The sequence below is a fragment of the Streptomyces sp. NBC_01485 genome, assembly GCF_036227125.1.
GTDB lineage: Bacteria > Actinomycetota > Actinomycetes > Streptomycetales > Streptomycetaceae > Streptomyces.
Genome location: NZ_CP109435.1, coordinates 2,884,837 through 2,907,227 on the forward strand (window position 1 = coordinate 2,884,837; position 22,391 = coordinate 2,907,227).

19 protein-coding genes and 1 pseudogene are annotated in these 22,391 nt (G+C 71.0%); 12 read left to right on the forward strand and 8 right to left on the reverse strand.

Features of this window, described 5'->3' with window-relative positions; translation table 11 throughout:
- Positions 1-187: 187 nt before the first annotated feature.
- Positions 188-1,150, reverse strand: a complete 963-nt coding sequence (locus OG352_RS13275; RefSeq protein WP_329216930.1) for a carbohydrate kinase family protein — start codon at positions 1,148-1,150, stop codon at positions 188-190.
- Between the two features lie 258 nt (positions 1,151-1,408).
- On the opposite strand from OG352_RS13275, the gene OG352_RS13280 reads away from it, so the two are divergent.
- From OG352_RS13280 to OG352_RS13295, 4 genes are all read left to right on the forward strand, one after another.
- On the forward strand, positions 1,409-2,455 hold the full coding sequence (locus tag OG352_RS13280) for a sugar ABC transporter substrate-binding protein (protein WP_329216932.1): 1,047 nt from the start codon (positions 1,409-1,411) through the stop codon (positions 2,453-2,455).
- Positions 2,456-2,667: 212 nt separating this feature from the next.
- A complete protein-coding gene (locus OG352_RS13285) occupies positions 2,668-3,663 on the forward strand; it encodes an ABC transporter permease (protein WP_329216933.1) in 996 nt (331 codons plus the stop codon).
- A complete protein-coding gene (locus OG352_RS13290; protein WP_329216935.1) occupies positions 3,660-4,496 on the forward strand; it encodes an ATP-binding cassette domain-containing protein in 837 nt (278 codons plus the stop codon). The genes OG352_RS13285 and OG352_RS13290 overlap by 4 nt, the downstream gene beginning before the upstream one ends.
- Positions 4,497-4,572: 76 nt before the next feature.
- Positions 4,573-5,604 (forward strand): LacI family DNA-binding transcriptional regulator, encoded by a 1,032-nt coding sequence (locus tag OG352_RS13295; RefSeq protein ID WP_329216937.1) that lies wholly within the window; start codon positions 4,573-4,575, stop codon positions 5,602-5,604.
- 181 nt (positions 5,605-5,785) lie between these two features.
- On the opposite strand, the gene OG352_RS13300 is transcribed toward OG352_RS13295, so the two are convergent.
- Entirely contained in the window at positions 5,786-8,287 is a 2,502-nt protein-coding gene (locus OG352_RS13300) for a SpoIIE family protein phosphatase (protein WP_329216938.1), read from the reverse strand.
- Positions 8,288-8,608: 321 nt separating this feature from the next.
- Between OG352_RS13300 and OG352_RS39975 the strand changes: the two are divergent.
- Positions 8,609-8,786, forward strand: a pseudogene (locus tag OG352_RS39975) (IS5/IS1182 family transposase); the annotation flags it as partial.
- A 117-nt stretch (positions 8,787-8,903) separates the two neighbouring features.
- Here the strand turns inward: OG352_RS39975 and OG352_RS13310 are convergent.
- On the reverse strand, positions 8,904-9,509 hold the full coding sequence (locus OG352_RS13310) for a dihydrofolate reductase family protein (RefSeq protein ID WP_329216939.1): 606 nt from the start codon (positions 9,507-9,509) through the stop codon (positions 8,904-8,906).
- Between the two features lie 177 nt (positions 9,510-9,686).
- On the opposite strand from OG352_RS13310, the gene OG352_RS13315 reads away from it, so the two are divergent.
- Together OG352_RS13315 and OG352_RS13320 are read left to right on the forward strand one after the other, a co-directional pair.
- Entirely contained in the window at positions 9,687-10,052 is a 366-nt protein-coding gene (locus OG352_RS13315) for an Imm51 family immunity protein (RefSeq protein ID WP_329216941.1), read from the forward strand.
- Between the two features lie 789 nt (positions 10,053-10,841).
- Positions 10,842-11,483 (forward strand): dihydrofolate reductase family protein, encoded by a 642-nt coding sequence (locus tag OG352_RS13320; protein ID WP_329216942.1) that lies wholly within the window; start codon positions 10,842-10,844, stop codon positions 11,481-11,483.
- A gap of 219 nt (positions 11,484-11,702) precedes the next feature.
- On the opposite strand, the gene OG352_RS13325 is transcribed toward OG352_RS13320, so the two are convergent.
- Positions 11,703-12,863, reverse strand: a complete 1,161-nt coding sequence (locus tag OG352_RS13325; protein WP_329216944.1) for an NAD-dependent formate dehydrogenase — start codon at positions 12,861-12,863, stop codon at positions 11,703-11,705.
- A 105-nt stretch (positions 12,864-12,968) separates the two neighbouring features.
- Positions 12,969-13,907 carry a LysR family transcriptional regulator gene (locus OG352_RS13330; RefSeq protein WP_329216945.1) on the reverse strand — a complete coding sequence of 313 codons (939 nt, stop codon included), beginning with the start codon at positions 13,905-13,907 and terminating at the stop codon, positions 12,969-12,971.
- A gap of 41 nt (positions 13,908-13,948) precedes the next feature.
- Between OG352_RS13330 and OG352_RS13335 the strand changes: the two genes are divergently transcribed.
- On the forward strand, positions 13,949-14,347 hold the full coding sequence (locus OG352_RS13335) for a TOBE domain-containing protein (RefSeq protein WP_329216946.1): 399 nt from the start codon (positions 13,949-13,951) through the stop codon (positions 14,345-14,347).
- Here the strand turns inward: OG352_RS13335 and OG352_RS13340 are convergent.
- The gene (locus OG352_RS13340) at positions 14,301-15,890 is read right to left on the reverse strand and encodes a PucR family transcriptional regulator (protein WP_329216947.1); all 1,590 of its coding nucleotides are present in this window, start codon (positions 15,888-15,890) and stop codon (positions 14,301-14,303) included. The two genes, OG352_RS13335 and OG352_RS13340, sit on opposite strands and share 47 nt — an antisense overlap.
- Before the next feature lie 228 nt (positions 15,891-16,118).
- On the opposite strand from OG352_RS13340, the gene OG352_RS13345 reads away from it, so the two are divergent.
- Together OG352_RS13345 and OG352_RS13350 are read left to right on the forward strand one after the other, a co-directional pair.
- Positions 16,119-16,940 carry an FAD binding domain-containing protein gene (locus tag OG352_RS13345; protein WP_329216948.1) on the forward strand — a complete coding sequence of 274 codons (822 nt, stop codon included), beginning with the start codon at positions 16,119-16,121 and terminating at the stop codon, positions 16,938-16,940.
- Complete coding sequence (locus tag OG352_RS13350; RefSeq protein ID WP_329216949.1) at positions 16,937-19,684, forward strand: molybdopterin-dependent oxidoreductase; 2,748 nt, start codon at positions 16,937-16,939, stop codon at positions 19,682-19,684. Before OG352_RS13345 ends, OG352_RS13350 begins: the two co-directional genes overlap by 4 nt.
- Here the strand turns inward: OG352_RS13350 and OG352_RS13355 are convergent.
- Positions 19,657-20,349 carry a M24 family metallopeptidase gene (locus OG352_RS13355; protein ID WP_329216950.1) on the reverse strand — a complete coding sequence of 231 codons (693 nt, stop codon included), beginning with the start codon at positions 20,347-20,349 and terminating at the stop codon, positions 19,657-19,659. The genes OG352_RS13350 and OG352_RS13355 overlap by 28 nt on opposite strands.
- 59 nt (positions 20,350-20,408) lie before the next feature.
- On the opposite strand from OG352_RS13355, the gene OG352_RS13360 reads away from it, so the two are divergent.
- Positions 20,409-21,026, forward strand: a complete 618-nt coding sequence (locus OG352_RS13360) for a pyridoxamine 5'-phosphate oxidase family protein (protein WP_329216951.1) — start codon at positions 20,409-20,411, stop codon at positions 21,024-21,026.
- Entirely contained in the window at positions 20,981-21,082 is a 102-nt protein-coding gene (locus OG352_RS39980; protein ID WP_443072246.1) for a pyridoxine 5'-phosphate oxidase C-terminal domain-containing protein, read from the forward strand. Before OG352_RS13360 ends, OG352_RS39980 begins: the two co-directional genes overlap by 46 nt.
- A 17-nt stretch (positions 21,083-21,099) precedes the next feature.
- Here OG352_RS39980 and OG352_RS13365 read toward each other — a convergent pair whose 3' ends face one another.
- A complete protein-coding gene (locus OG352_RS13365; protein WP_329216952.1) occupies positions 21,100-22,299 on the reverse strand; it encodes a molybdopterin molybdotransferase MoeA in 1,200 nt (399 codons plus the stop codon).
- Positions 22,300-22,391: the final 92 nt, after the last annotated feature.

The window sequence follows — 22,391 nt, forward strand, 5'->3', positions numbered from 1 at the left end:
GTCTGCGGCTCGTGCGTGGACCGACCGAAACGTGACGCCCTGGTCGGCGTCGTCGTCCACGCGGCCGACCCGGAGGTGTCATCGTCGACTCGTGTCATCGATGACATCAAGTGGCCCGATGATGAGCGGAATCCGGCCGACGCGTCAAGGGTCGGGGCGGAACCGCCCGGCGCGGCCCGCCCGCCCGTCAGGCGCCGTCGGCGGTCGTGAGCTGCGCCAACTGGTTCCGCCACGGCGGATTGGGACCGGCGACCGAGCAGGTCAGGGACGCGACCCGGGCGCCGAACCGGCAGGCCTCCGCGACCTCGTCGAGACCGAGATCGGCCAGCCGGCCACCGAGGAGTCCGCGGGCGCCGAGGTGGTGCAGCAGGCCGGCGGTGAAGGAGTCCCCCGCGCCGACCGTGTCGACGACCCGCGTGGCCACCGCGGGCACCAGCAGCCGTTCGCCGTCGAGCGAGGCCAGGGCGCCGTCGGCGCCGAGCGTGATCACGACGAGCCGTACCCCCGCCGCATGCCAGATGTCGCACGCCTGCTCGGGCGGAGTGCCCGGCAGGAGGAGTTCCAGGTCGTCCTCGCTCAGCCGCAGGACGTCGGCGAGAGCGCACCAGTGCGCCAGCCGGGCGCGGTAGACCTCGGGGCGCACCAGCAGCGGCCGGACGTTGGGATCGATGCTGATGGTGGCCCGCGGAGCAGCGGCCGCCAGGAACTCCTCCACCACCGCCCCGCCGGGCTCGCGGACCAGCGCCAGCGACCCGGTGTGCACACAGGCCGTTTCGGACAGATCCACCCTTGCCAGTTCCGCCGGGGTCCACTGCCAGTCGGCCGTGTTCTGCGCGTGGAACGAGAACGCGGCCTGCCCGGTGGCGTCCAGTTCCGCCACGGCCAGCGTGCTGGGCTCGGCGGCGGCGACGGCGTACGACAGGTCGACGCCGGACGCCTCCAGGTGGGCCCGGAACAGGCGGCCGAACACATCACCGGACAGGCGTGCGAGGAAGCGGGCCGGCGTGTCCAGCCGGGCCAGGGCCACCGCCGTATTCGCAGGTCCGCCGCCAGGCAGCACCCGCAGGGCGAGCTCGTTCGAGGCGTTTGCCGGTTCGGCGAAGGCGTCCGCGACGCACTCGCCCAGAACGGTGATCTGACGCGGGCTCATGGGCTGCTCTCTCTCGGAAGGCTCGGAAAGACCGGGCAAAGGGGCGGCGCGGCGACACAGCCACTGACCGACCGCGCGGTGCCGACGGCTACGGGCGTTGCCGATTTGTGACGCGTGGAAGGCATTGACGTTGCCGGGATCCGGAGTCCATCATCCTGGCCAGGCAGTGTCAACGATGACATAAGTCAACGATGACACCTCGGGCAGCATGCTCTGATCCCAACCCCCGTGCCGCCCGCTATCCCACAGGAGTCGATCATGCCTCGCACCAGTCGCCTGTCCTCGTCCCTCCTCCGAGCCGCCGCGGTCACGGGCGTCGCGGCACTCACCCTGACGGCCTGCGGGTCCGGTTCCGGGTCCGGGTCCGGGTCCGGATCGTCGAGTTCCGGCTCCGGCTCCGGCTCGGGCTCGGGCGAGGCGAAAGTCGGTCTGATCACCAAGACCGACACCAACCCGTTCTTCGTGAAGATGAAGGAGGGCGCGGAGAAGGCCGCCAAGGAGAACGGTGCCCAACTGTCCACCGCGGCAGGCAAGTTCGACGGGGACAACGCCGGGCAGGTCACCGCCATCGAGAACATGGTCGCCGCCGGGGTGAAGGGCATCCTGATCACCCCGAGCGACTCCAAGGCGATCGTGCCCGCGATCCAGAAGGCCCGTGACAAGGGTGTTCTGGTCATCGCGCTGGACACGCCGACCGATCCGGAGAGCGCGGTCGACGCTCTCTTCGCCACCGACAACCTCAAGGCCGGCCAGCTGATCGGCGAGTACGCCAAGGCCGCCATGAAGGGCAAGACGGCGAAGATAGCCGCCCTCGACCTGGCGCCGGGCGTCTCCGTCGGCGTCCAGCGGCACAACGGTTTCCTGAAGGGCTTCGGCGCCACCGACAAGGACGTCGTGTGCGCCCAGGACACCGGTGGCGACCAGGCCAAGGGCCAGACGGCGATGGAGAACTGTCTCCAGAAGGAGCCCGACATCAACGTCGTCTACACCATCAACGAACCGGCGGCCCTGGGCGCGTACACCGCGCTGAAGGCCAAGGGCCGGGAGAAGGACGTCCTGATCGTCTCCGTCGACGGCGGCTGCACCGGCACCCAGGCCGTCAAGGACGGCAAGATCGCCGCGACTTCGCAGCAGTACCCGCTGAAGATGGCCGCCGAGGGCGTCAAGGCGGTCGTGACGTACGCCAAGGGCGGCAAGAAGGCGTCCGGTTACACCGACACCGGCGTCACGCTGATCACCGACAAGGCGCAGACCGGGGTCACGTCGAAGGACACCGCCTACGGCCTGGAGAACTGCTGGGGCTGAGCCCCCCAGGGCCTGTCGTCACCTTCCCGTCGTCCGCCCGAGGCAGGCGAGAAGGTGACGACAGCCCAAGGACCGTACGACACCGCCACTCCCCTCAGCGGGGCGGCCGCCCCACCTCCCCAGCCAGGGACGGCCGCCCTCCTTGTCCCGTCGGCGGGGCTTCTGCCCTCGTCCTCCGACAAGGGACATCTGTCTTCCGACAAGGACTTCGCATGACAGCCACGACAACGCCGTACTCGGAGCTCAAGGCACCGACCACGGCCCGCAGACTGCTCACGGCGCCGACCACCGGACCCCTGGCAGCCCTCCTCCTGGCCTGCGCCTTCTTCTCCTTCTCGAGCGACCAGTTCCTGACCGGCGGGAACTTCTCGCTGATCGTGCAGCAGGTCATGGTCGTGGGCATCCTCGCCATCGGACAGACCCTGATCATTCTCACGGCGGGGATCGACCTGTCGTGCGGGGCCGTGATGGCGTTCGGCAGCATCGTGATCGCCAAGATGGCGGCCGAGGGATCCGTACCGCCGCTCGTCGCGATCGCGCTGGGCCTGGTCGTCTGCGGCGGATTCGGGCTGCTCAACGGGCTGCTGGTGCAGAAGATCCCGCTGCCGCCGTTCATCGTCACCCTCGGCATGCTCAACGTGGCGTTCGCGCTGACCCACATCTACTCCGAGGAGCAGACGGTCACCGACCTGCCCGGCCCGCTGACGGCCCTCGGGGAGACCTTCCCGCTGGGCCACACGGACATCACGTACGGCTCCCTCGTCACCATCGCCCTGTTCCTCCTCCTCGCCTACGCGCTGAGCAACACCGGCTGGGGCCGGCACGTGTACGCCCTGGGCAACAGCGCCGAGGCCGCCCGGCTGAACGGCATCCGTACCTCCCGCCTCACCATCGGCATCTACACCGTCGCCGGTCTGCTGTACGGCATCGCCGCCCTGCTGCTCATCTCCCGCACCGGAGTCGGCGACCCGCAGGCGGGGCAGACCGACAACCTCGACAGCATCACCGCCGTGGTCCTCGGCGGCACCAGCCTCTTCGGCGGACGCGGCTCGGTCCTGGGCACCTTCATCGGCGTCCTCATCGTCGGTGTGTTCCGCAACGGCCTCCAGCTGATGGGCGTCGCCTCCATCTACCAGACCCTGATCACCGGCGTCCTGGTGATCCTCGCGGTGACCGTCGACCAGCTCTCCCGGAAGAAGGCCCGATGACCGCCACATCCTCCCCCACGCCCGTGCTGCAGGCCCGCGGCCTGGTCAAGCGGTACGGCCAGGTCACCGCCATCGACGGCGCCGACTTCGACCTGCTCCCCGGCGAGGTCCTCGCCGTCATCGGCGACAACGGCGCCGGCAAGACCAGCCTGATCAAGGCCCTCACCGGCGCGGTGACCCCCGACGCGGGCGAGATACGACTGGGCGGCGAGCCCATCGCCTTCTCCGGCCCGCAGAGCGCCCGCGCCCACGGCATCGAGACGGTGTACCAGGACCTCGCCGTGGCCGCCTCCATGGACATCGCCTCCAACATGTTCCTCGGACGGGAGCTGCGCCGCCCCGGCGTCCTCGGCAGCGTCTTCCGCATGCTGGACAAGAAGCGCATGCGTCAGGAGGCCGCCGAGCACATGGCCGACCTGAAGATCGGCCTGCGTTCGCTGACGCAGTCGGTGGAGACGCTCTCCGGCGGACAGCGGCAGGCCGTCGCGGTCGCCCGTTCCGTCGCCTGGGCCAGCAGCGTCGTCGTCATGGACGAACCCACCGCCGCCCTCGGCGTGAAGGAGTCGGGCCAGGTTCTCGACCTGATCCGCCGGGTCCGGGACAAGGGCATGCCGGTCGTTCTGATCAGCCACAACATGCCGCACGTCTTCGAGATCGCCGACCGGATCCACGTCCACCGCCTCGGCCGGCGCGCCGCCGTGATCAAGCCCTCCGACTATTCCATGGCCGAGGTCGTCGCCATCATGACCGGCGCTCTCACCGTCGACGCGGCCGGAGATACTGTCGTAGCGGATTCGGAGGCCGCGAAGGCCGCCGGAGTCCAGGCCACCTGACAGCACAACCCCGCTCTCACAGATTCCGGCCGAGGCCGAGGCCGGAACCGAGAGCCCTCAGGAGACGGTTTCCTCCATGGCAGCGAACCGCCGCCCCACCCTGGCCGACGTCGCCCGAGAAGTCGGCGTCAGCGCCAAGACGGTCTCCCGGGTCCTCAACGAGGACGGACCCGCCTCCGCGCAGACCAGGGAACAGGTACTCGCCGCAGTGGCCAAGCTCGGCTTCCAGCCGAACCTCATGGCCCGCAACATCCGCGTCGGCGGCCCGGACACCACCATCGGCCTGGTCATCCCCGACCTCGCCAACCCCTTCTTCGGAGCCGTGGCCCGCGCCATCGAGGACACCGTCCGCGAACGCGGACTGACCCTGCTCATGGGCTCCTCCGCGGACGACCCCGAGCGCGAACGCGCCCTGACGGACAAGTTCCTCGCCCGCCGCGTCAGCATCCTGATCGTCGTTCCGTCCGTCGGCGCCGACCACTCCCACCTCAAGTCCCACCGTACGGCGGGACTGCCCGTGATCTTCCTGGACCGACCCGGAGTCGGCCTCGCCACGGACAGCATCGTCAGCTCCAACCGGGCCGGCGCCCACGACGGCGTCGCCCACCTTCTCGCCCACGGACACCGGCGCATCGGCTTCGTCGGCGACCTGCCCGTGAAGCTGTACACCCGCCGTGAACGTCTGGCCGGCTACCGCTCGGCCCTGGAGGAAGCCGGCATCCCCGACGACCGCTCGCTCGTCGCCAACGCCCACGACCAGCGAGGGGCCGAGGCCGCGACCGCCCAGCTCCTCGGCCTGGCCGATCCCCCCACGGCCCTGTTCGCCGGCAACAACATCATGGCGCTGGGCATCGTCGCCGAACTGGCCCGCAGCAAGCGCAAGGACGTCGCCGTCGTCGCGTTCGACGACGTACCGCTCGCCGAGGCACTCGAACCGGCCCTGACCTCCGTCGCCCAGGACGCGGAAGAACTCGGCAGAACGGCAGCGACCACCGCCCTGACCCGCCTCGACGGCGACCGCACCCGCGCCCGCACCATCACCGTCCCCACCCGTCTGATCATCCGGGGCTCGGGCGAGCTCCCTGTCCCTGGGCTGCAGGAGGCCTGACCTGGAGTTGCGCCGAGGCACAGCGCCGTGATCGCCAGGATCGGGCCAGCGGACGCAGGGGGCTTCGCCGCTGCGTCAAACGGAGTTGACGGGGCAGTTCCGTTCGGTGGGCGGCGCGGTCAACGACGTCGGTCCATCGGCCACCGCCTACGCCCACCGCACCCAGAACGTCCAACGGGCCCTATTCTTCCCCGGCCGTGACGAACATGGCCGGGTCCGGAAACACAACGGGCAGCACCTGCTCGGCCCAGATGGTCTTGCCATTGGACGACTGGCGGGTTCCCCAGCCCTGGGTGAGCTGGGCGACGAGCAGGAGCCCGCGGCCTCCCTCGTCGAACAGTCGCGCACGGCGCAGGTGCGGGGCTGTGTTGCTGGCATCCGAAACCTCGCAGATCAGCGTGCGGTCGTGGATGAGGCGCAGTTGAATGGGCGGTTCGGCATACCGGATGGCATTGGTGACCAGCTCACTGACCACCAGTTCGGTGGTGAAGACGGTCTCGTACAGTCCCCACTCGGCCAGTTGGGCGGAGACGTCCTTGCGCGCCTGGGCCACCGATCTGGGGTCGGCCGCTATGTCCCAGGTGGCCACCTGCCCGGCGTCGAGTGCCTTGGGGCGGGCGATCAGCAGGGCGATGTCGTCCTGTGGGCGATCGGTCAACAGGGCCGCGAGCACCGCGTCGCACACCTCGTCCAGGGACTGGGCCGGCCGGGTGAGCGCCTGGCGCAGAATGCCGAGGCCGTCGTCGATGTCACGGTCACGGGCCTCGACGAGTCCATCGGTGTAGAGGACCAGCAGGCTGCCCTCGTCCAGCTCCACTTCGGCCGATTCGAAGGGGAGGCCTCCCAGGCCGAGCGGCGGGCCGGCCGGGAGACCGAGAAGCTCGGCGGTTCCCTCCGGCGTGACCGTGAAGGGAAGCGGATGGCCCGCACGGGCCAGAGTGCAACGGCGGGAGACCGGGTCGTAGACCGCATAGAGGCACGTGGCCCCGACATCACCAGCGGTTTCTGTGTCCGTGACTGTGTCCGTGGCTGTGGCTGTGGCTGTGGCTGTGGCTGTGGCGCCGGAATCGGGATCGGCGTCGTACACGTCGTCCGCGAGGTGGGTGACCAGGTCGTCGAGATGGGTCAGCAGTTCGTCAGGAGGGAGATCCACGTCGGCCAGGGTGCGCACCGCCGTACGGAGACGGCCCATCGTCGCGGACGCCTGGATCCCGTGGCCGACCACATCACCGACCACCAGCGCCACCCGGGCTCCGGAGAGCGGGATGACGTCGAACCAGTCGCCGCCCACGCCGGCCTGTGCGCCGGCGGGCAGATAACGGGACGCGACCTCGACCGCCGCCTGCCGGGGCAACCGTCGTGGCAGAAGGCTTCGCTGCAGGGTGAGCGCGGTACTCCGCTCCCGGGTGTAGCGGCGGGCGTTGTCGATGCAGACCGCGGCGCGTGCCGTGATCTCTTCCGCCAGGAGCAGGTCGTCAGGGTCGAACGCTTCCTGGAACCGGCGGCGTCCGAAGACCGTCACTCCCAGCGTCACACCACGGGCCCGCATGGGCACCGCCATCAAGTGGAGTTTGAAGCGCTGCCCGGCGCCGTGCGGCGCGTCCTGTGTCTGCCGTCGGCCTTCGGCGGAGTCGGGCTCCGCCAGCGTTCGCGAGACGGTCCGCCCGGTCGACAGGCACTCGGCCTGTGGCGAATCCTCCGCGTATGTTTCCAGGTCATCGACGACGAGGGGGATCTCGGGGCAGCTTTCGGTGGCAGCGGCCTTGGCGATGTGGCGGAGGGTGACTGGCCCGACGCGTTCCGTCCGCACGCGTGAGGTCGGCTCACCGCCGTTCTCGCGCGGGCCGAGCATGTCGACGCTGACGAAGTCCGCGAGCCCTCGAATGGCCACGTCGGCGAGTTCCTGTGCGGTACGCACGACGTCGAGGGTGCTGCCGATGTCGGCACTGGCCTCGTTGAGCAGTTGGAGCCGCTGCCGCGCCCAGTACTGCCGGGACTCGTCGTGCGCGGCGAGACATACCGCCTTCACCTGGCCGTCCTCCGCTCGCAGCGGGACGATGGACACGGCCCACGCCTGCTGGCGACTCCGGCCCGGCGTCGGGAGGAAGTTCTCCCGATGCTGTGGTTCGCCGGTCTCCAGCACCTCACGTATGGCCTTGTCGGTCTCCTCGATGTGGGGGTGAAGGATGATCTCCGACACACGCAGCCCACGCATGTCCTCCTGCGCGAGCCCGAGCGCCTGTTCCATGTCCGCGTTCGCCCGCTGCAGACGCCTGCCGCTGTCGTAGATCGCGGCAGCGCACGGCCCCTGGAGGAAGGCCTGCTCCATCAGCGGTTCCCCGTTGTACGGGGAACCGGCCTCGCCCATGACAGGCGCTACGACCAGCCACTCGCCCTGCCCCTGGCCGTCGAACGACCGGCGATGGACCAGCAATCTTGCTTCCACATCCCGGCCGTCGCGATGCCGCAGCCGGACCGTACCGTGCCAACGGAGCTCGTCCGGGAACGATCGCAGTGCCGATTCGGAAAGGGACTCCGCCAGCAGGAGAGTGGCTGCCCGCCCCACGATCTCTGCGGCTGAGAAGCCCAGAAAACGGTGGGCTTCCTCGCTCCAGCCCGTCACGACGCCCCGCTCATCGATGACAGCTGAGGCGGTGTAATCGAGGGTGCTGTCGCGCTCCATGGCCCGTGTCCCGTCGTCCGAAGAAGTCCTCGGAGCCCGGCCGGCAGGAGACTCACGGGCGAGCTCCACGGACCCATGGTGCGCTTTCAACCACCGCCGCGTCCAACAACCCCGTCGGGAATCGTCGGCCGAGAAGGCCGAGAGGCCACTCCGGCAGTGCCACCCGTCCACCCGTCCTCACCGGTGGCATGGGAAGCCCGGACCGAGGCAGCATCGCCTCCTCCACCCCCACGGTAGAGACCCGACCACGCCACCATCCCCCAGAACGGCGTTCTCGCAGCTCAGCCCGTCCCCGAGGAGAGCTACGCCCTTCCCCGGCCCGTGCGGGCTCACCAGCACGCGGCCGGGGCCCGCAAAAGGGGACCCGGCCGGCGAGCCGGACGACCATGCCGTCGGCCCGTCCCGCGGCGGACCGACCACGAAGATCCACCTTGCCGCCGACAACCGCTGCCGGCCGCCGGTCTTCCATCTCACCGCCGGACAGGCGGCGACGCGCCCGCCTTCATGGAAGTGATGGCACGCCTGCGCGTTCCCCGCCGCCGTGGACGGGCCCGCACCAGGCCAGACATAGTCCTGACATGGACCTGGCCGACAAGACGTATGACTCCGAGACCGCCTAGTAGCTGTCGTAGCTGGGCTTTCCGTTCGGCCGGTAGACGCCGACGACGGTGCCGCCCTTCGTCGTCGAGACGCTGACCGGCTCCAGCGCAGTGGGGATCGCTCCGTCGGCGAACAGCCTCTTGCCGGTACCGATGATCACCGGATGGATGGTCAGCCGGTACTCGTCGACGAGGCCGTGCCGCATGAGGGTCTGGGCGAGGTCGCCGCTGCCGACGACGTTGACGTTGCCGCCGTCGGACGCCTTCAGCCTGTGTACGGCATCGACGACGTCGCCCTCCAGCAGCGTGGAGTTCTGCCACTCGACGGACGTCAGGGTCCGAGACGCCACGTACTTGCGCATGCTGTTCATCCGGTTGGTGAACGGGTTGCCGGGATCGGCGGTCGGCCAGTACGACGCGAAGATCTCGTACGTCTTGCGGCCGAGCAGCATCGCGTCGGAGTGCTCGTACCAGCCGGCGATGGCCGTGCCGACCTCGTCGTCGTCCACCGGTTTCTGCCAGCCGCCGTGCTCGAAGCCGCTCTCGGCGTCCTCGTCCGGACCGCCCGGCGCCTGCATGACGCCGTCCAGCGTCAGGAACGTGCAAACGATGATCTTGCGCATGGTGCGCTCCCTTCGTCGACGGGTAGACGGCACAACCACCGGAAACTCATCGGCGGAACTTCCGCAGTGCAGCACTGGAGCGTGTTTCGAAAGTGGATCTGGCGGAAGGTCGGGAGGACCGCCGGAGATCGCCCCTCCCCTTCCCCGAATGTCGCACCCCGCTTCTAGGATTGCCCGATGACGACCGAGACGACCGACCGCGAGAGCATCGCCCCTCTGGTGTTCCTTGCGTACGATCACGCCCCCGGCACCTATGGCCTGATCCTGAGCGACGGCATGGACGCCACCGGCGCAGTGTTCGACGAGCACGGCCACGAGGGCGGCGGCTACGACTGGGAGGCCGTCGCCCGCTCCGCCGTGCGGTCCCGCACCCCGGAGCTGGCGGACCTCGTCGCCTACGACTGCGAGGCCGGTATGTTCGTCGCCCACGGCAAGGACGCCGAGGCGCTGCGGCGCCTGGGTGTCCTCCTCCACGAAGCCCACCGCGACCCGGCCGTCCTCGCCGCGCACATAGCCGCTGCGGATCCGGACTGGTTCGACTGATCCGCGGCGGCTCGACGGCTCCCTGGGCAGGCCCGTTTCAGACTGGCAAGGCGCTCGCGGATCGTGTGGGCGCTCGTACACAGCGCCTCAGCGAGTTGGCTACCCAACCCCGTGGGGAGTGACCCGGCTCCGAGTGCGCTGGCGTGGAGGAGAGCGCGGCAGTCCTGCGCCTCTCGCAGCATCGGCGTCGCACTCACCGCGGCCGCCATGAACCTGCTGGCAGCGGGGGCCTCGTTCGGCGCCATCGTGGCGATCTTCCAGTGGGGCTGGCTCAGCGAGCCCCTCGGCCTGGGTTGAGGCACCGGCTGGGGCCGCAACTGAGCCCGGCTACATCGGATGCCAACGCTCCGCTTCCATACTCCAGTCCCTACCCCGGCCTGCGCACCAGACGTACGGCATCCGCGCCGCCTCCGCTGCCGGCCCGGTACTCGGCTACCGCGCAGGGGACAGTAGCCCGTGCCGCGCAACCAGCAAATGGGACAACGAATCGGCCCGGAGAAACCGTCGGCCTGGCCATTGCCGCGCCGTCCCGGCCCCTGTACGGTCCCTGGCTCTTGGCATCGGCCCTCAGGGCAGCCGCCCGGACCGCGAGCGGCAATCCCGATCACCTGCTCCACCGCAGGTCAGATGGGTTGAAGGTCCCCCGAGCACCGCCGGACCAGGGTGGTGACCGATGCACCAGTCGAGGCGGTCGACGAGAACGAAGCCGGGTGCCGTCGCAGCGATGAGTCTGCAGGCGCCCGCAGGTCTACCTCCCGACCGGGACAACCACCTCATCGGGAGTACGGCATGGGCCTCATCCACATCGAGATGTTCGCGACCCTCGACCTCGTCGGGCAGTCGCCCGGCGGCCCCGACGAGGACCCGGAGGGGTTCCCGTTCGGCGGCTGGCAGGCGCCCCTGATCGACGAGGTCGCCGGGGCGCAGATCGGTGCCGCGTACGAGGGCACGGACGCCCTCCTGCTCGGCCGGCGCACGTATGACATCTTCGCCGCCTACTGGCCGCACCAGGAGGGCGGCGAGGACAACGAGATCGCCACGCTCTTCAACAGCGTCCCGAAGTACGTGGCGTCCCGCGGCAGGCCCGACCTCTCGTGGGCCGGGTCGACGCAGCTCGGCCCGGATCTGGCCGGGGCGGTGCGCGAGATCCGTGACCGGCACGAGCACGTGAAGGTCGTCGGAAGCCTGAACCTGGTGCAGACCCTTCTGCGCGAGAAGCTCTTCGACCGTCTCGACCTCTGGGTGCACCCGATCGCGCTCGGCGTCGGGAAGAAGGTGTTCGACGGTGGCGCGGTGCCCACGAACCTGACACTCCTCGAACCGCCGGCAGCCAGTCCGAAGGGCACCGTGTACCTGCGCTACGGGATCGCCGACGGCACGCCCGGGACGGGGGACATGAGCGCACCCGATCGCGGTGTCGGGCACGACTGAAGCCGCCCCGTGCAGGTGGATACGTGTCGTCAGCAGTGTCCGCCAGGCCGACATTCCGTCACGACGTCGGTGGTTCGAGGTGCCGACGCCGTGACGAAGTGCCTCGCATCAATGACTGACTCCACGTGATGCACAAGAGATGCCCGAGGGCCATGCCGCACCCGCGCGCAGTCACACCGGCCGCATCTGGGGGCGCCGGTGTGGCCGCCGTGGTTCGCGTCAGTGGGTGACCGAGTAGGAGTGGGCGCCGGTGCCGGCCAGGGCGCCCCCGTCGACGATCAGGTACGCGTCGCGGATCGGGCGGCCCGCCAGCCAGGACTCCAGGATCTCGCGGGTGCCGGCCGCGTAGCGGGCCTGTGCGGAGAGGGAGGAGCCGGAGATGTGGGGGGTCATGCCGTGGTGCGGCATGGTGCGCCAGGGGTGGTCGGCGGGGGCGGGCTGGGGGTACCAGACGTCTCCGGCGTAGCCCGCCAACTGGCCGCTCCGCAGGGCGCGTTCGACGGCGTCCTGGTCGACGATCTTCGCCCGGGCCGTGTTGATCAGGTAGGCGCCGCGTTTCATCGTGGCCAGCAGCGCGTCGCCGAACAGGCCCTCGGTCTCGGGGTGCAGCGGCGCGTTGATCGTGACGACGTCGCAGTGCGGGGCCATGTCGGCGGCTGTCGGGTGGAAGGTCAGGCCCAGTTCCTCCTCCACTTCGCGCGGCAGCCGGTGCCGGTCCGTGTAGTGCAGTTTCACGTCGAAGGGGGCGAGGCGGCGCAGGACCGCGAGGCCGATGCGGCCCGCGGCGACCGTGCCGACGTGCATGCCTTCCAGGTCGTAGGAGTGGGCCACGCAGTCGGCGATGTTCCAGCCGCCGTCGAGGACCACCTGGTGCGAGGGCAGGTAGTTCCGGACGAGGGACAAGGTCATCATCACGACGTGTTCGGCGACGCTGATGCTGTTGCAGTAGGTCACCTCGGCGACCGTCACGCCGTGGGCGATGGCCGCGTCGAGGTCGACGTGGTCGGAGCCGATGCCCGCGGTGACGGCGAGCTTGAGGTTCTTCGCGGCGGCGATGCGCTCGGGGGTCAGGTACGCGGGCCAGAACGGCTGCGAGATCACCACGTCCGCGTCGGGCAGTTCGCGGTCGAAGACGGAGCCGTCGCCGTCCTTGTCGGAGGTGACGACGAGGGTGTGCCCGGCCTTCTCCAGGAAGGCGCGCAGGCCGAGTTCACCGGAGACGCTGCCGAGCAGGTGGCCCGGGGTGAAGTCGATGGCGTCGGGGGTGGGGGCGGTCTGGCCGCCGGGGTAGTGGTCGATGGCGGGGAGGTCGTCCCGGGCATACGTGGTGGGGTGTCCGTCGGTGGGGTCGTCGTACAGGACGCAGAGCACCTTGGCCATGGTCACGGCTCCTCAACTGCGTTGCCGGTAAGTGCTGTTCACGATCCCCGGGGCCGAATGCCCTGGTCAAAGCGAACCTCGCTATGCCGGGATAGCCCTCGTCTATCAGGTGTGACCGGCGCCCTCCAGGTGCGTCCGCAGCAACGCGTCCAGCGCGTCCCGTACCCGTGCCTCCCGTGCCACCTTGAGCAGCGCCTGCGCCAGTACGGACTGCGGCTCGCTGCGGGCGACGACGAGTCCGACCCGTGGTCCGTGCGCGGGGCCGTCCAGGGGCACCACCCGCATGCCGTCGGGTACGCCGAACATGTGCAGCCAGGCGTGCGAGATGACGCTGGACCAGCGCCCACCGGGCAGGTGGGCGTAGAGCCCGGCGACGCTGTCCGACTCGATGGCGGGCGTGGCGGTGGCATCGTCGGCGGCGAAGCACTCGTCGATGATGCGGCGGTTGCGCATCCGCGGGTTCAGCAGGCACAGCGCAAGGGTGGCGGCCTGCGACCAGCGCGCCCGGGTCACGTCGGCGAGCGGGCCGTCGACCGGGGTGAGGAGCACGTACCGCTCCTCGTACAGCGGGAAGCGGCGCACCTGCCGCAGGGAGTCGTCGTCCAGGTACGTCATCGCCGCGTCGAGCTCGAACTCGGTCAGTTTGTGGGTGATGTCGGCGGAGGACAGTGACTCCAGGGAGACCCTGGCTCTGGGGTGCCGGTCGCAGAACGGGGTGGTGAGGAGGGAGGCGGCGGGCAGTGCGGTGGGGACGACGCCGAGGCGCAGGGTGCCGGTCAGGCCGCCGCGCAGGGCGGACAACTCCTGCTGCAGGGCGTCTTGTTCGGCGAGGATGCGGTGCGCCCAGGCCAGGACGAGCTCGCCCTCGGGCGTGAGGCCTTCGTAGCGTCTGCCGCGCCGCACGATCGGTACGTCCAGTTCGTGTTCGAGGCGGCGGATCGCGGCGGACAGCGAGGGCTGGGAGACGTGGCAGGCGGCAGCGGCGCGGGCGAAGTGGCGTTCCCGGGCGAGCGCGACGAGGTACTCCAGCTGGCGCAGCAGCATGATCGTCCTCCACGGCCGGGATGCGGCTCTAGGCTTCGGGTGTGCCGACGTACAGCATTGGGCAGGCCGCGCGCCTGTTGAGGGTGAGTCCGGAGACCGTGCGCAGGTGGGCGGACGCGGGACGGCTGCCGGTGGGGCGGGACGGCTCGGGGAACCGGGTGGTCGACGGGGTGGGGCTGGCGCGATTCGCCAAGGAGCGGGCGGCCGAGGACGCGCGAAGCGTGGTGGAGGGGCCGCCGGTGTCGGTGCCGAACGCGTTCACCGGGGTGGTCACGGCCCTGACGGTCGACGACGTGGTGGCGCAGGTGGAGATCCAGGCCGGGCCGCATCGGGTGGTGTCCCTCGTGACACGGGAGGCGGTCGAGGAGCTCGAACTGGCCGTCGGCGTCACGGTCACCGCGCGCGTGAAGTCGACGAACGTGCACGTCGACCGCCGGTAACGGCCGGGACGGTCGGGGCTGCGTGGCAGAGGAGCGCGGCCCGTAGGTCGAGGCGGTCGTCGAGGCGGGACAGGCTTCGTCCCGTGAAGTGTTCGATGCGCTGGATGCGGTAGTGGACGGTGTTGACGTGCAGGTGGAGGGCTTCCGCGGTGCGGGCCCAGGAGCCGTCGTGGGCGAGGAACGTTTCCAGGGTCTGCAGGAGTGCGGTGGTGCCGGCGTTGTGGGGGGCGAGGAGGGGGCCCAGGACGGTGCGGCTGTAGGCGGTGCGGACGTCGGCCGGTATACCGGTCAGCAGGGCTTGCAGTCCGGTGAGGGCCGTGGCGTCCGTGAGGGCGGAGGCGTTCGGCGCGGTCGTCCGGGTGGAGGCGAGGGCGTAGCAGGCCTGGGCCAGTGCTCCGGAAAGGTCCGGCGGTCCTGACGCGGCAGCCCCGGTGCCGCCGTGCAGGGGCATGGCGGGGGCGGAAGCCTGGACCAGGGCCCAGATCTGCTGAAGGCTTCCGGTGAGGGCTTCGGCCGTCTCGGGCATCACCGCGAAGGCGGTGCCGTCCGGTAGACGTCCCACTGCGGCAGGGCCTACGCCGGCGTGGGCATGGGCCACGACCTCGGCCAGTGCCCCTTCCGCCTGCTCATGGCGTCGCGTGCCGGTGTCGGCGGCGATCACCCGGTACGGGCCCTCGGCCGGGAGCCCGCAGGTTCGCAGTGCGGCCTCCACCCCGGCGGTCTCCGCCGCGGGATCGGTGAGCAGGGCGCCGAGTTCGTCCGCCGCCTGGCGCTGGATGTCGCGCTGCCGGGCCCGGGCCTCCTGGGAGAGGCCCAGGATCGCGGCGATCTCGTGCAGCATGCGCGGCGGTGCGGCCGCGGAGTCCGGGACGTGCAGGTGTCGGCGTTCGTACGGGGAGACGGCGTCGGCTTCGACGGCCACCGTTGCTCCGGTCTCGCTGCGCAGCAGGGCGGCCGCGTCGCGGGCCGGGATCTCGGCGGCGCCCGGTGTGGCCGCGACGGTCCGCCCGGCGGCGGTGAACAGGTACGCGGTGGCCGGGGCTGCCGGGTCGAGGTGGGTGAAGGCGGTCGTGAGGATCGTTTCCGGGGCGGCTTGCTGGGTGACGAGACGGGTCAGGCGGGCGCGCAGGGCCTCCGGGAGGGCCTGGCGGCGGCTGAGGTCGCCCCACTGCCGCAGATACACCGTGTCCGTGATCGCGCGGAACATGACATGGGCCGGTACGCCTGCCACCGGCACGTCGTGGCGGGCGCACGCCTCGACGAGGTCGTCGGGGACCGAGCCGTGGGTCTCCTCGCCGGCCAGCAGGACGGCGGCGCCGGCGTGTTTCAGCGCGGAGACGAACCGCTCGGCCTTGCCCCGCCCGTCCTGAGGGGTCCACCAGACCAGGCCGCTGAGCACCGCCTCGCCGGGCCGGACGAAGCGGGCGGGGTCCTCCAGGTCGGTGACCGTGACCCCGCTGATCACCCGTCCCAGCAGCGTGTCCTCGGCCCACAGCAGGCGCAGGCCGAGGGACTCGTCCTTCAGGAGGTGTTCGACGCGCATGTGCTCCGGCTCCTCGTACGGCGGCCGGGTACGGGGGCGCGTACCCGGCACGCACCTCACATTCACCAGGTGAATGCGCACAATCGCATAGTAAGTGCCAGGTGAAACAAAAGGTATGCCTCTTGGTTGATTCACCAGGATCGCCGCCGGGAACGTCTGCGTTTCCGTGCTGTGAACCAGTCGTCCCGGCCGGGTCCTGGTTGCTTCACTGACGCTCATGGAGTGCTCATGGATTTGAACACGGTGGTGGAGATCCGGGACGCGCGGCAGCCCGCGCCCTGGCGGCCGGGCGACGCCTGGCTGGGGGGCGGCACGTTTCTCTTCTCCGAGCCCCAGCCGCACCTGAGGCGTCTGGTGGACCTGAGCCGCACCGGCTGGACGCCGGTGGAACTCCTCGCGGACGGCTCGGTGGAGATCGCCGCCACCTGCACCGTCGCTCAGCTGTCGCGCTTCGCGAAGGGACTGGACGTCCGGGCGGCGCCGTTGTTCGAGCAGTGCTGCCGGGCGTTCCTCGCTTCCTTCAAGATCTGGAACATGGCGACGGTCGGCGGGAACCTGTGCAACGCCCTCCCGGCCGGCCCGATGATCTCGTTCACGGCCGCGCTCGACGGGGAGTGTCTGCTGCTGGCCCAGGACGGCGTACGGCGCCGAGTGCGCGTCGCGGACTTCGTCACCGGTGCGGGCCGCAATGACCTCGCCGAGGGTGAACTGCTGCGGTCCGTCACCCTGCCTGCCCGCGCGCTCGCCTGCCGCACGGCGTTCCGGCAGGCGTCGCTGTACGGGCTGGGCCGCTCCGGGGCGCTGGTCATCGGCACGCTGGACCCCGTGGACGGCTCGCTGGCCGTCACGGTCACCGCCGCCACGGTCCGCCCGGTACGGCTGTGGTTCCCGCTGCCCCCGACGGCCGAGGCGCTGCGGGAGGCGATCGGGGACGCCGTCGCGGACGACGAGTGGTTCGACGACATCCACGGGCTGCCCGAGTGGCGGCGGCACATGACGTTCCGGTTCGCGGAGGAGATCCGCCGGGAGCTCGAAGAGGTGGCGCGATGAGGATCGTGGTCAACGGCCGCTCCCACGAGGAGGAACCCGGCCCCGGCCAGTGCCTGCGCACCTACCTGCGCGCACGCGGCTGGTTCGGTGTGAAGAAGGGCTGCGACCAGGGGGACTGCGGCGCCTGCACGGTCCATGTGGACGGCGAGCCCGTGCACAGCTGCCTCTACCCGGCCTTCCGCGCCGACGGCCGGAGCGTCACCACCGTTGAGGGCCTGGCCTCCCCCGGCGGCGAACTCCACCCCGTGCAGCGGAAGTTCCTCGACGCACAGGGCTTCCAGTGCGGTTTCTGCACGGCCGGTTTCCTGATGACGACGGCAGCCCTGGACGAGGATCAACTCGCCGACCTGCCAAGGGCGTTCAAGGGCAACCTGTGTCGCTGTACCGGCTACCGGGCCATCGAGGACGCCGTGCGCGGGGTGTGTCACGTCGAGGCGCCGGAGGCCGGTGAGAGCGTGGGCCGCAACCTGCCGGCCCCCGCCGGGCCCCAGGTCGTCACCGGCACCGCCCGCTACACCTTCGACCTCGACGTCCCCGGCCTGCTGCACATGAAGCTGCTGCGCTCCCCGCACGCCCACGCCCGCATCCTCGCGATCGACACCACGGCGGCCCTGTGCGTGCCCGGCGTCCACGCCGTGTACACCCACCACGACGCCCCCGAACGGCACTTCTCCACCGCCCGCCACGAACACCCGACGGAGGACCCGGACGACACCCGCGTCCTCGACGACACCGTCCGCCACATCGGCCAGCGCGTCGCGGCCGTCGTCGCGGACAGTGAGGCGGCGGCCGAGGAGGGCTGCCGTCGTATCCGGGTGACGTACGACGTCCTGCCCGCCGTCCTCACCCCGGAGGAGGCGATGCGGCCGGGTGCGCCGGTCGTACACGACAAGGACCCCGCGACGGCTCGCATCGCCCGCCCCCGTGACAACGTCGTGGGTGAGGCGCACGGCGAGATCGGCGACGTAGAAGCCGGGTTCGCCGAGGCGGACGCCGTGTACGAGGAGACATTCCGCACTCAGCGCGTACAGCACGCCAGCCTGGAGACGCACGGGGCGGTGGCCTGGCTGGACGAGAACGAGCGGCTTGTCGTGCGCTCCAGCACGCAGACCCCGTTCCTCACCCGCCGCGCGCTGTGCGCCCTGTACGACCTGCCCCGCGACAAGGTCCGGGTGGTCGCGGGCCGGGTCGGCGGCGGCTTCGGCGGCAAGCAGGAGATGCTCGTCGAGGACATCGTGGCCCTCGCCGTCCTGCGGCTACGGCGGCCGGTGAAGCTGGAGTACACCCGTGCCGAGCAGTTCTACGGCGCGACCACCCGGCACCCCTTCACCATCGGCGTGAAGGTCGGCGCCCGCCGGGACGGCACGCTGACCGCGCTGCGACTGCGGGTGGTGTCCAACACCGGTGCGTACGGCAACCACGGTCCGGCGGTGATGTTCCACAGCGTCGGCGAGTCGACGGCCGTCTACCGCGCCCCGCACAAGAAGGTCGACGCCTACTCCGTCTACACGCACACGGTCCCGGCCGGTGCCTTTCGGGGCTACGGCCTCGGCCAGGTGATGTTCGCCGTCGAGTCCGCGCTGGACGAACTCGCGCGCCGACTCGGCCTGGATCCACTGGAGTTCAAGGCCCGCAACATCATCGGGCCGGGCGAGGCGATGATCACCGCGGGCGGCGAGGAGGAGGACCTCTACATCGCCAGCTACGGCCTCGACCAGTGCCTGGGCATCGTGCGCAAGGCCCAGGCCGAGCCCGCCACCGAACCCGTCCCCGACGGCTGGCTGGTCGGCGAGGGCGCGGCCCTGGCGATGATCGCCACGGGCCCGCCCGGCGGCCACATCGCCGACGCGCGAGCCGCCCTGCTGCCGGACGGCAGCTTCGACCTCGCCGTGGGCACCGCCGAGTTCGGCAACGGCACGACCACCGTGCACCGCCAGATCGCGGCGGGCGAACTCGCCACCACCGTCGACCGGATCGCCGTCCGCCAGTCCGACACGGACGTCGTGCGCCATGACACAGGCGCCTTCGCCTCGACCGGCGTGGTGGTCGCGGGCAAGGCGACATTGCGCGCCTCCCGCGCCCTGGCCGACCAGATCCTCGACTTCGCCGCCGCCCACCTGCGCGTGCCGCGCGGCGACTGCCGGCTGGCGGAGGAGGCGGTGCTGCATCCAGGCGGACGGCTGCCCCTGAAGGAGCTGTACGCCGCCGGCCACGCGGTCGGGATGCACTTCGCCGCCGACGGCCACTTCGGCGGCACCCCGCGCTCGGTGGCCTTCAACGCCCAGTGGTTCCGGCTGGCCGTCGACCCCGGCACCGGAGAGATCCGCATCCTGCGCAGCGTGCATGCCGCCGACGCGGGCAAGGTCATGAACCCGATGCAGTGCCGCGGCCAGGTCGAGGGCGGCGTAGCCCAGGCACTGGGCGCGACGCTCTTCGAGAACGTCCGCATCGACGAGCACGGCGCGGTGGAGACGGCTGCCTTCCGCCGTTACCGGCTCCCCCAGTACGCCGACATCCCGCGCACCGAGGTGCATTTCATGGAGACGGCGGACGAGATCGGCCCGTTGGGCGCCAAGTCGATGAGCGAGAGCCCCTTCAATCCGGTCGCCCCCGCCTTCGCCAACGCCCTGCGGGATGCGACCGGCGTCCGCTTCACGGAGCTCCCGCTGACCCGCGACCGTGTCTGGCTGGCCCTTGACGAAGCCGGGGTGACGGATCAGCCGAGGGTGAGCAGTTCCTCGTAGAAGCCGCCGAACTCCCGCTCCCGGTCGATGAGATGGATCTCCAGGATCCAGTGGCAGGAGCGCCCGGCCCTGTCGGTTCGCCGCAGCGGGGTGTCGTTGGCGGGCGTGATGTACGACTCCGTGTCCGCGCCGTCGATCTTCTCGTGGGGGAACTCACCGACCAGGTGCCCGGCGTGCCAGCCGCCCAATGCCCACCCGGCCTGCTTCGCGAGCCGCTCGACTTCGGCGTACAGCCGCGCGCCGGTGATGTCGGGGGCGGCCTCGAAGAGGCGGCGGCCGGCCTCGAAGACCTTGGGCAGGTCGTCGCGCAGCCGGTGCTTGACCGGGTCGTCGCCCAGCACGAACGTCCGGCCGAAGTCGGCCTCGTACTCCTCGAAGATCGGCCCGAAGTCGGCGAACACGATGTCGTCCGCGCCGATGACCCGGTCCGGTGGGTTCTCCCGGTAGGGCTTCAGCGTGTTGGGTCCGGAGCGCACGATCCGCTTGTGCCAGTGCCGGGTCGTGCCGAACAGCTCGTTCGCCAGGTCCCGGACGCGGTCGCTGACCGCCCGCTCACCCTCACCCGGCGCGACGAGCCCGCGCCCCTCGATCTCCGTGAAGAGCCGTTCGGCCTTGGCCTGGGCGTCCAGCAGTCGGGCCGCGCGCGTGGGTTCGTCGTCCGCCATGGGCCCGAAGGTAGGCTGCCAGATCGTTTCTCGGCAACCGAGAACGGCCACGGGGAGAGGTGGGTGTCCTGCACGTGCCCGAGACGATGCGCGGCAAGCTCAGGTCGGTTCCGGTCTTCGCGGGCGTGGGCGGCGGCCGTTTCCAGGAGCACGCCCTCCCGGACAACCCGTTGTCCGCGATCGGCGAGTGGATCCTGGCAGCCGGCGCGGCGGGCCGGCCGGAACCGCACGCCATGAGCCTGTGCACGGTCGATGTGTCGGGGGTGCCGTCCAGCCGGGTCCTGATCGTCAAGGACATCGATGACGACCGCCTGTTCTTCGCGACCCCGCCCGACAGCCGCAAGGGCCTCGACATCGCCGCGAATCCGCACGTGGCGGCCCATTTCCACTGGCCGGTGACCGGTCGGCAGGTACGGATCGTGGGCACCGCGGCCGGCCAGGGCCGCACCGCTTCGGAGACGGACTTCGCCGAGCGGGGGCGCGGTTCCCGGCTCGCCGCCCACCTCCACCGACCCGGTCCACCCCGGACCGGCAGGCGGCGCCGGACGAGTTCGAACGGCTCGACGCGCTCTACCCGGGCGAGGTCCCGTGCCCCCCGGCCTGGACCCTCTACGCCATCACCCCCACCGAGGTGGAGTTCTGGGAGGCGAGCGTCGACCGGGTCCATCACCGGGTGATGTACCGCAGGGACACCACCGGCACCGGCTGGCGGCACGAGCTGCTCCGGCCCTGAAAGACGAGGCCAGGGGCTCAGGAGAGCAGGATCAGCGGCACCGGGTCGCCGGCGCTCCAGTGCGGGGGTACGGCGGCCAGCGCGTCGGCGAGGGCGGCGCCGTGCAGGAAGGCGGGGCGGTGGCCGCCGACGGGGCGTGCGGTGGCGCCGTCCCAGGTGACCGGGAGGAGGCGGGTGCGCCCGGAGGCGGTGCGGATGTCGCCGGTCAGTGGGATGCGGGGCAGGGCGGGCAACGGGCGTCCCGTCAGGCCCGCGAGGAGCGGGGCGAGCAGGGTGTGTGCGGCGGTCAGGGCGGCGTACGGGTTGCCGGGCAGGCCCAGGATCCAGTGGCCGTCCGGGAGTTGGGCGAGCAGCTGCGGATGACCGGGGCGACAGGCAACCGCGTCCACGATCCACCGGGCGCCGCTCTCTCCCAGCAGCACCCGCAGGTGGTCGGTGGCACCGACCGAGGTGGAACCGGTCACCACCGTGACGTCGGCGCCTGGCGTGGCGTGGACGGTGGTGGCCAGTGACCCGGCGGGATGGTCGGGCACATGGCGTACGTCGGTCGTCTCGCCACCCATCGTGTCGATCAGCGGGGGCAGCAGTGGGCCCAGTGCGTCGCGTACCCGGCCGGGGTCAGGACGGCCGGTGTGGACGAGTTCGTCGCCGGTGACCAGGACACGCACGCGGGGGCGGGGCCGTACCGGAAGGGTGTCGTGGCCGCAGGCGGCGGCCAGGCCGATGAGGGCGGGGCCGATCCTGGTCCCGGGCGGTGCCAGGCACGCCCCGGCCGGAGCGTCCTCGCCCGCCCGCCGGATGTGCTTGCCCTCGCCCGGAGCCGGGCCGCGCACCCTCGCCGCGTTGCGCAGGGCATGCTCCAGCGGCAGCACGGCTCGCGCACCGGGCGGCACAGGCGCGCCGGTGGAGATCTCGACGGCCTCTCCCGCGGCCAGCGCCCCGCCCTCCCAGGCGGCACCCGCGCGCACCACGCCCTCCAGCCGCCAGGGACCAGGACCGGGGCCGACTGCGTAGCCGTCCATCGCCGCGGTGTCGAAGCCGGGCAATGGCTGCGGCGTGCACAGACCCTCGGCCAGCGTCAGTCCGGCGGCGTCCGCGAACGGGACCTGTCGTACGGGCAGCGGGTGAGGGGCCGCATGGGCCAGTTCGCGTGCCCGCGCCCACGGCACGTCACGGCACGAGACGGTGGCAACCGGTTCTGCGGCAAGGAGGGTCATGCCACCCACCGTGCAGGCGTGGCTTTTCTCCCGACGGCACCTCAGGTTGCCGATGTGCTCCCGTCCGCTCACCGGTGACCGCATCCGGCGGT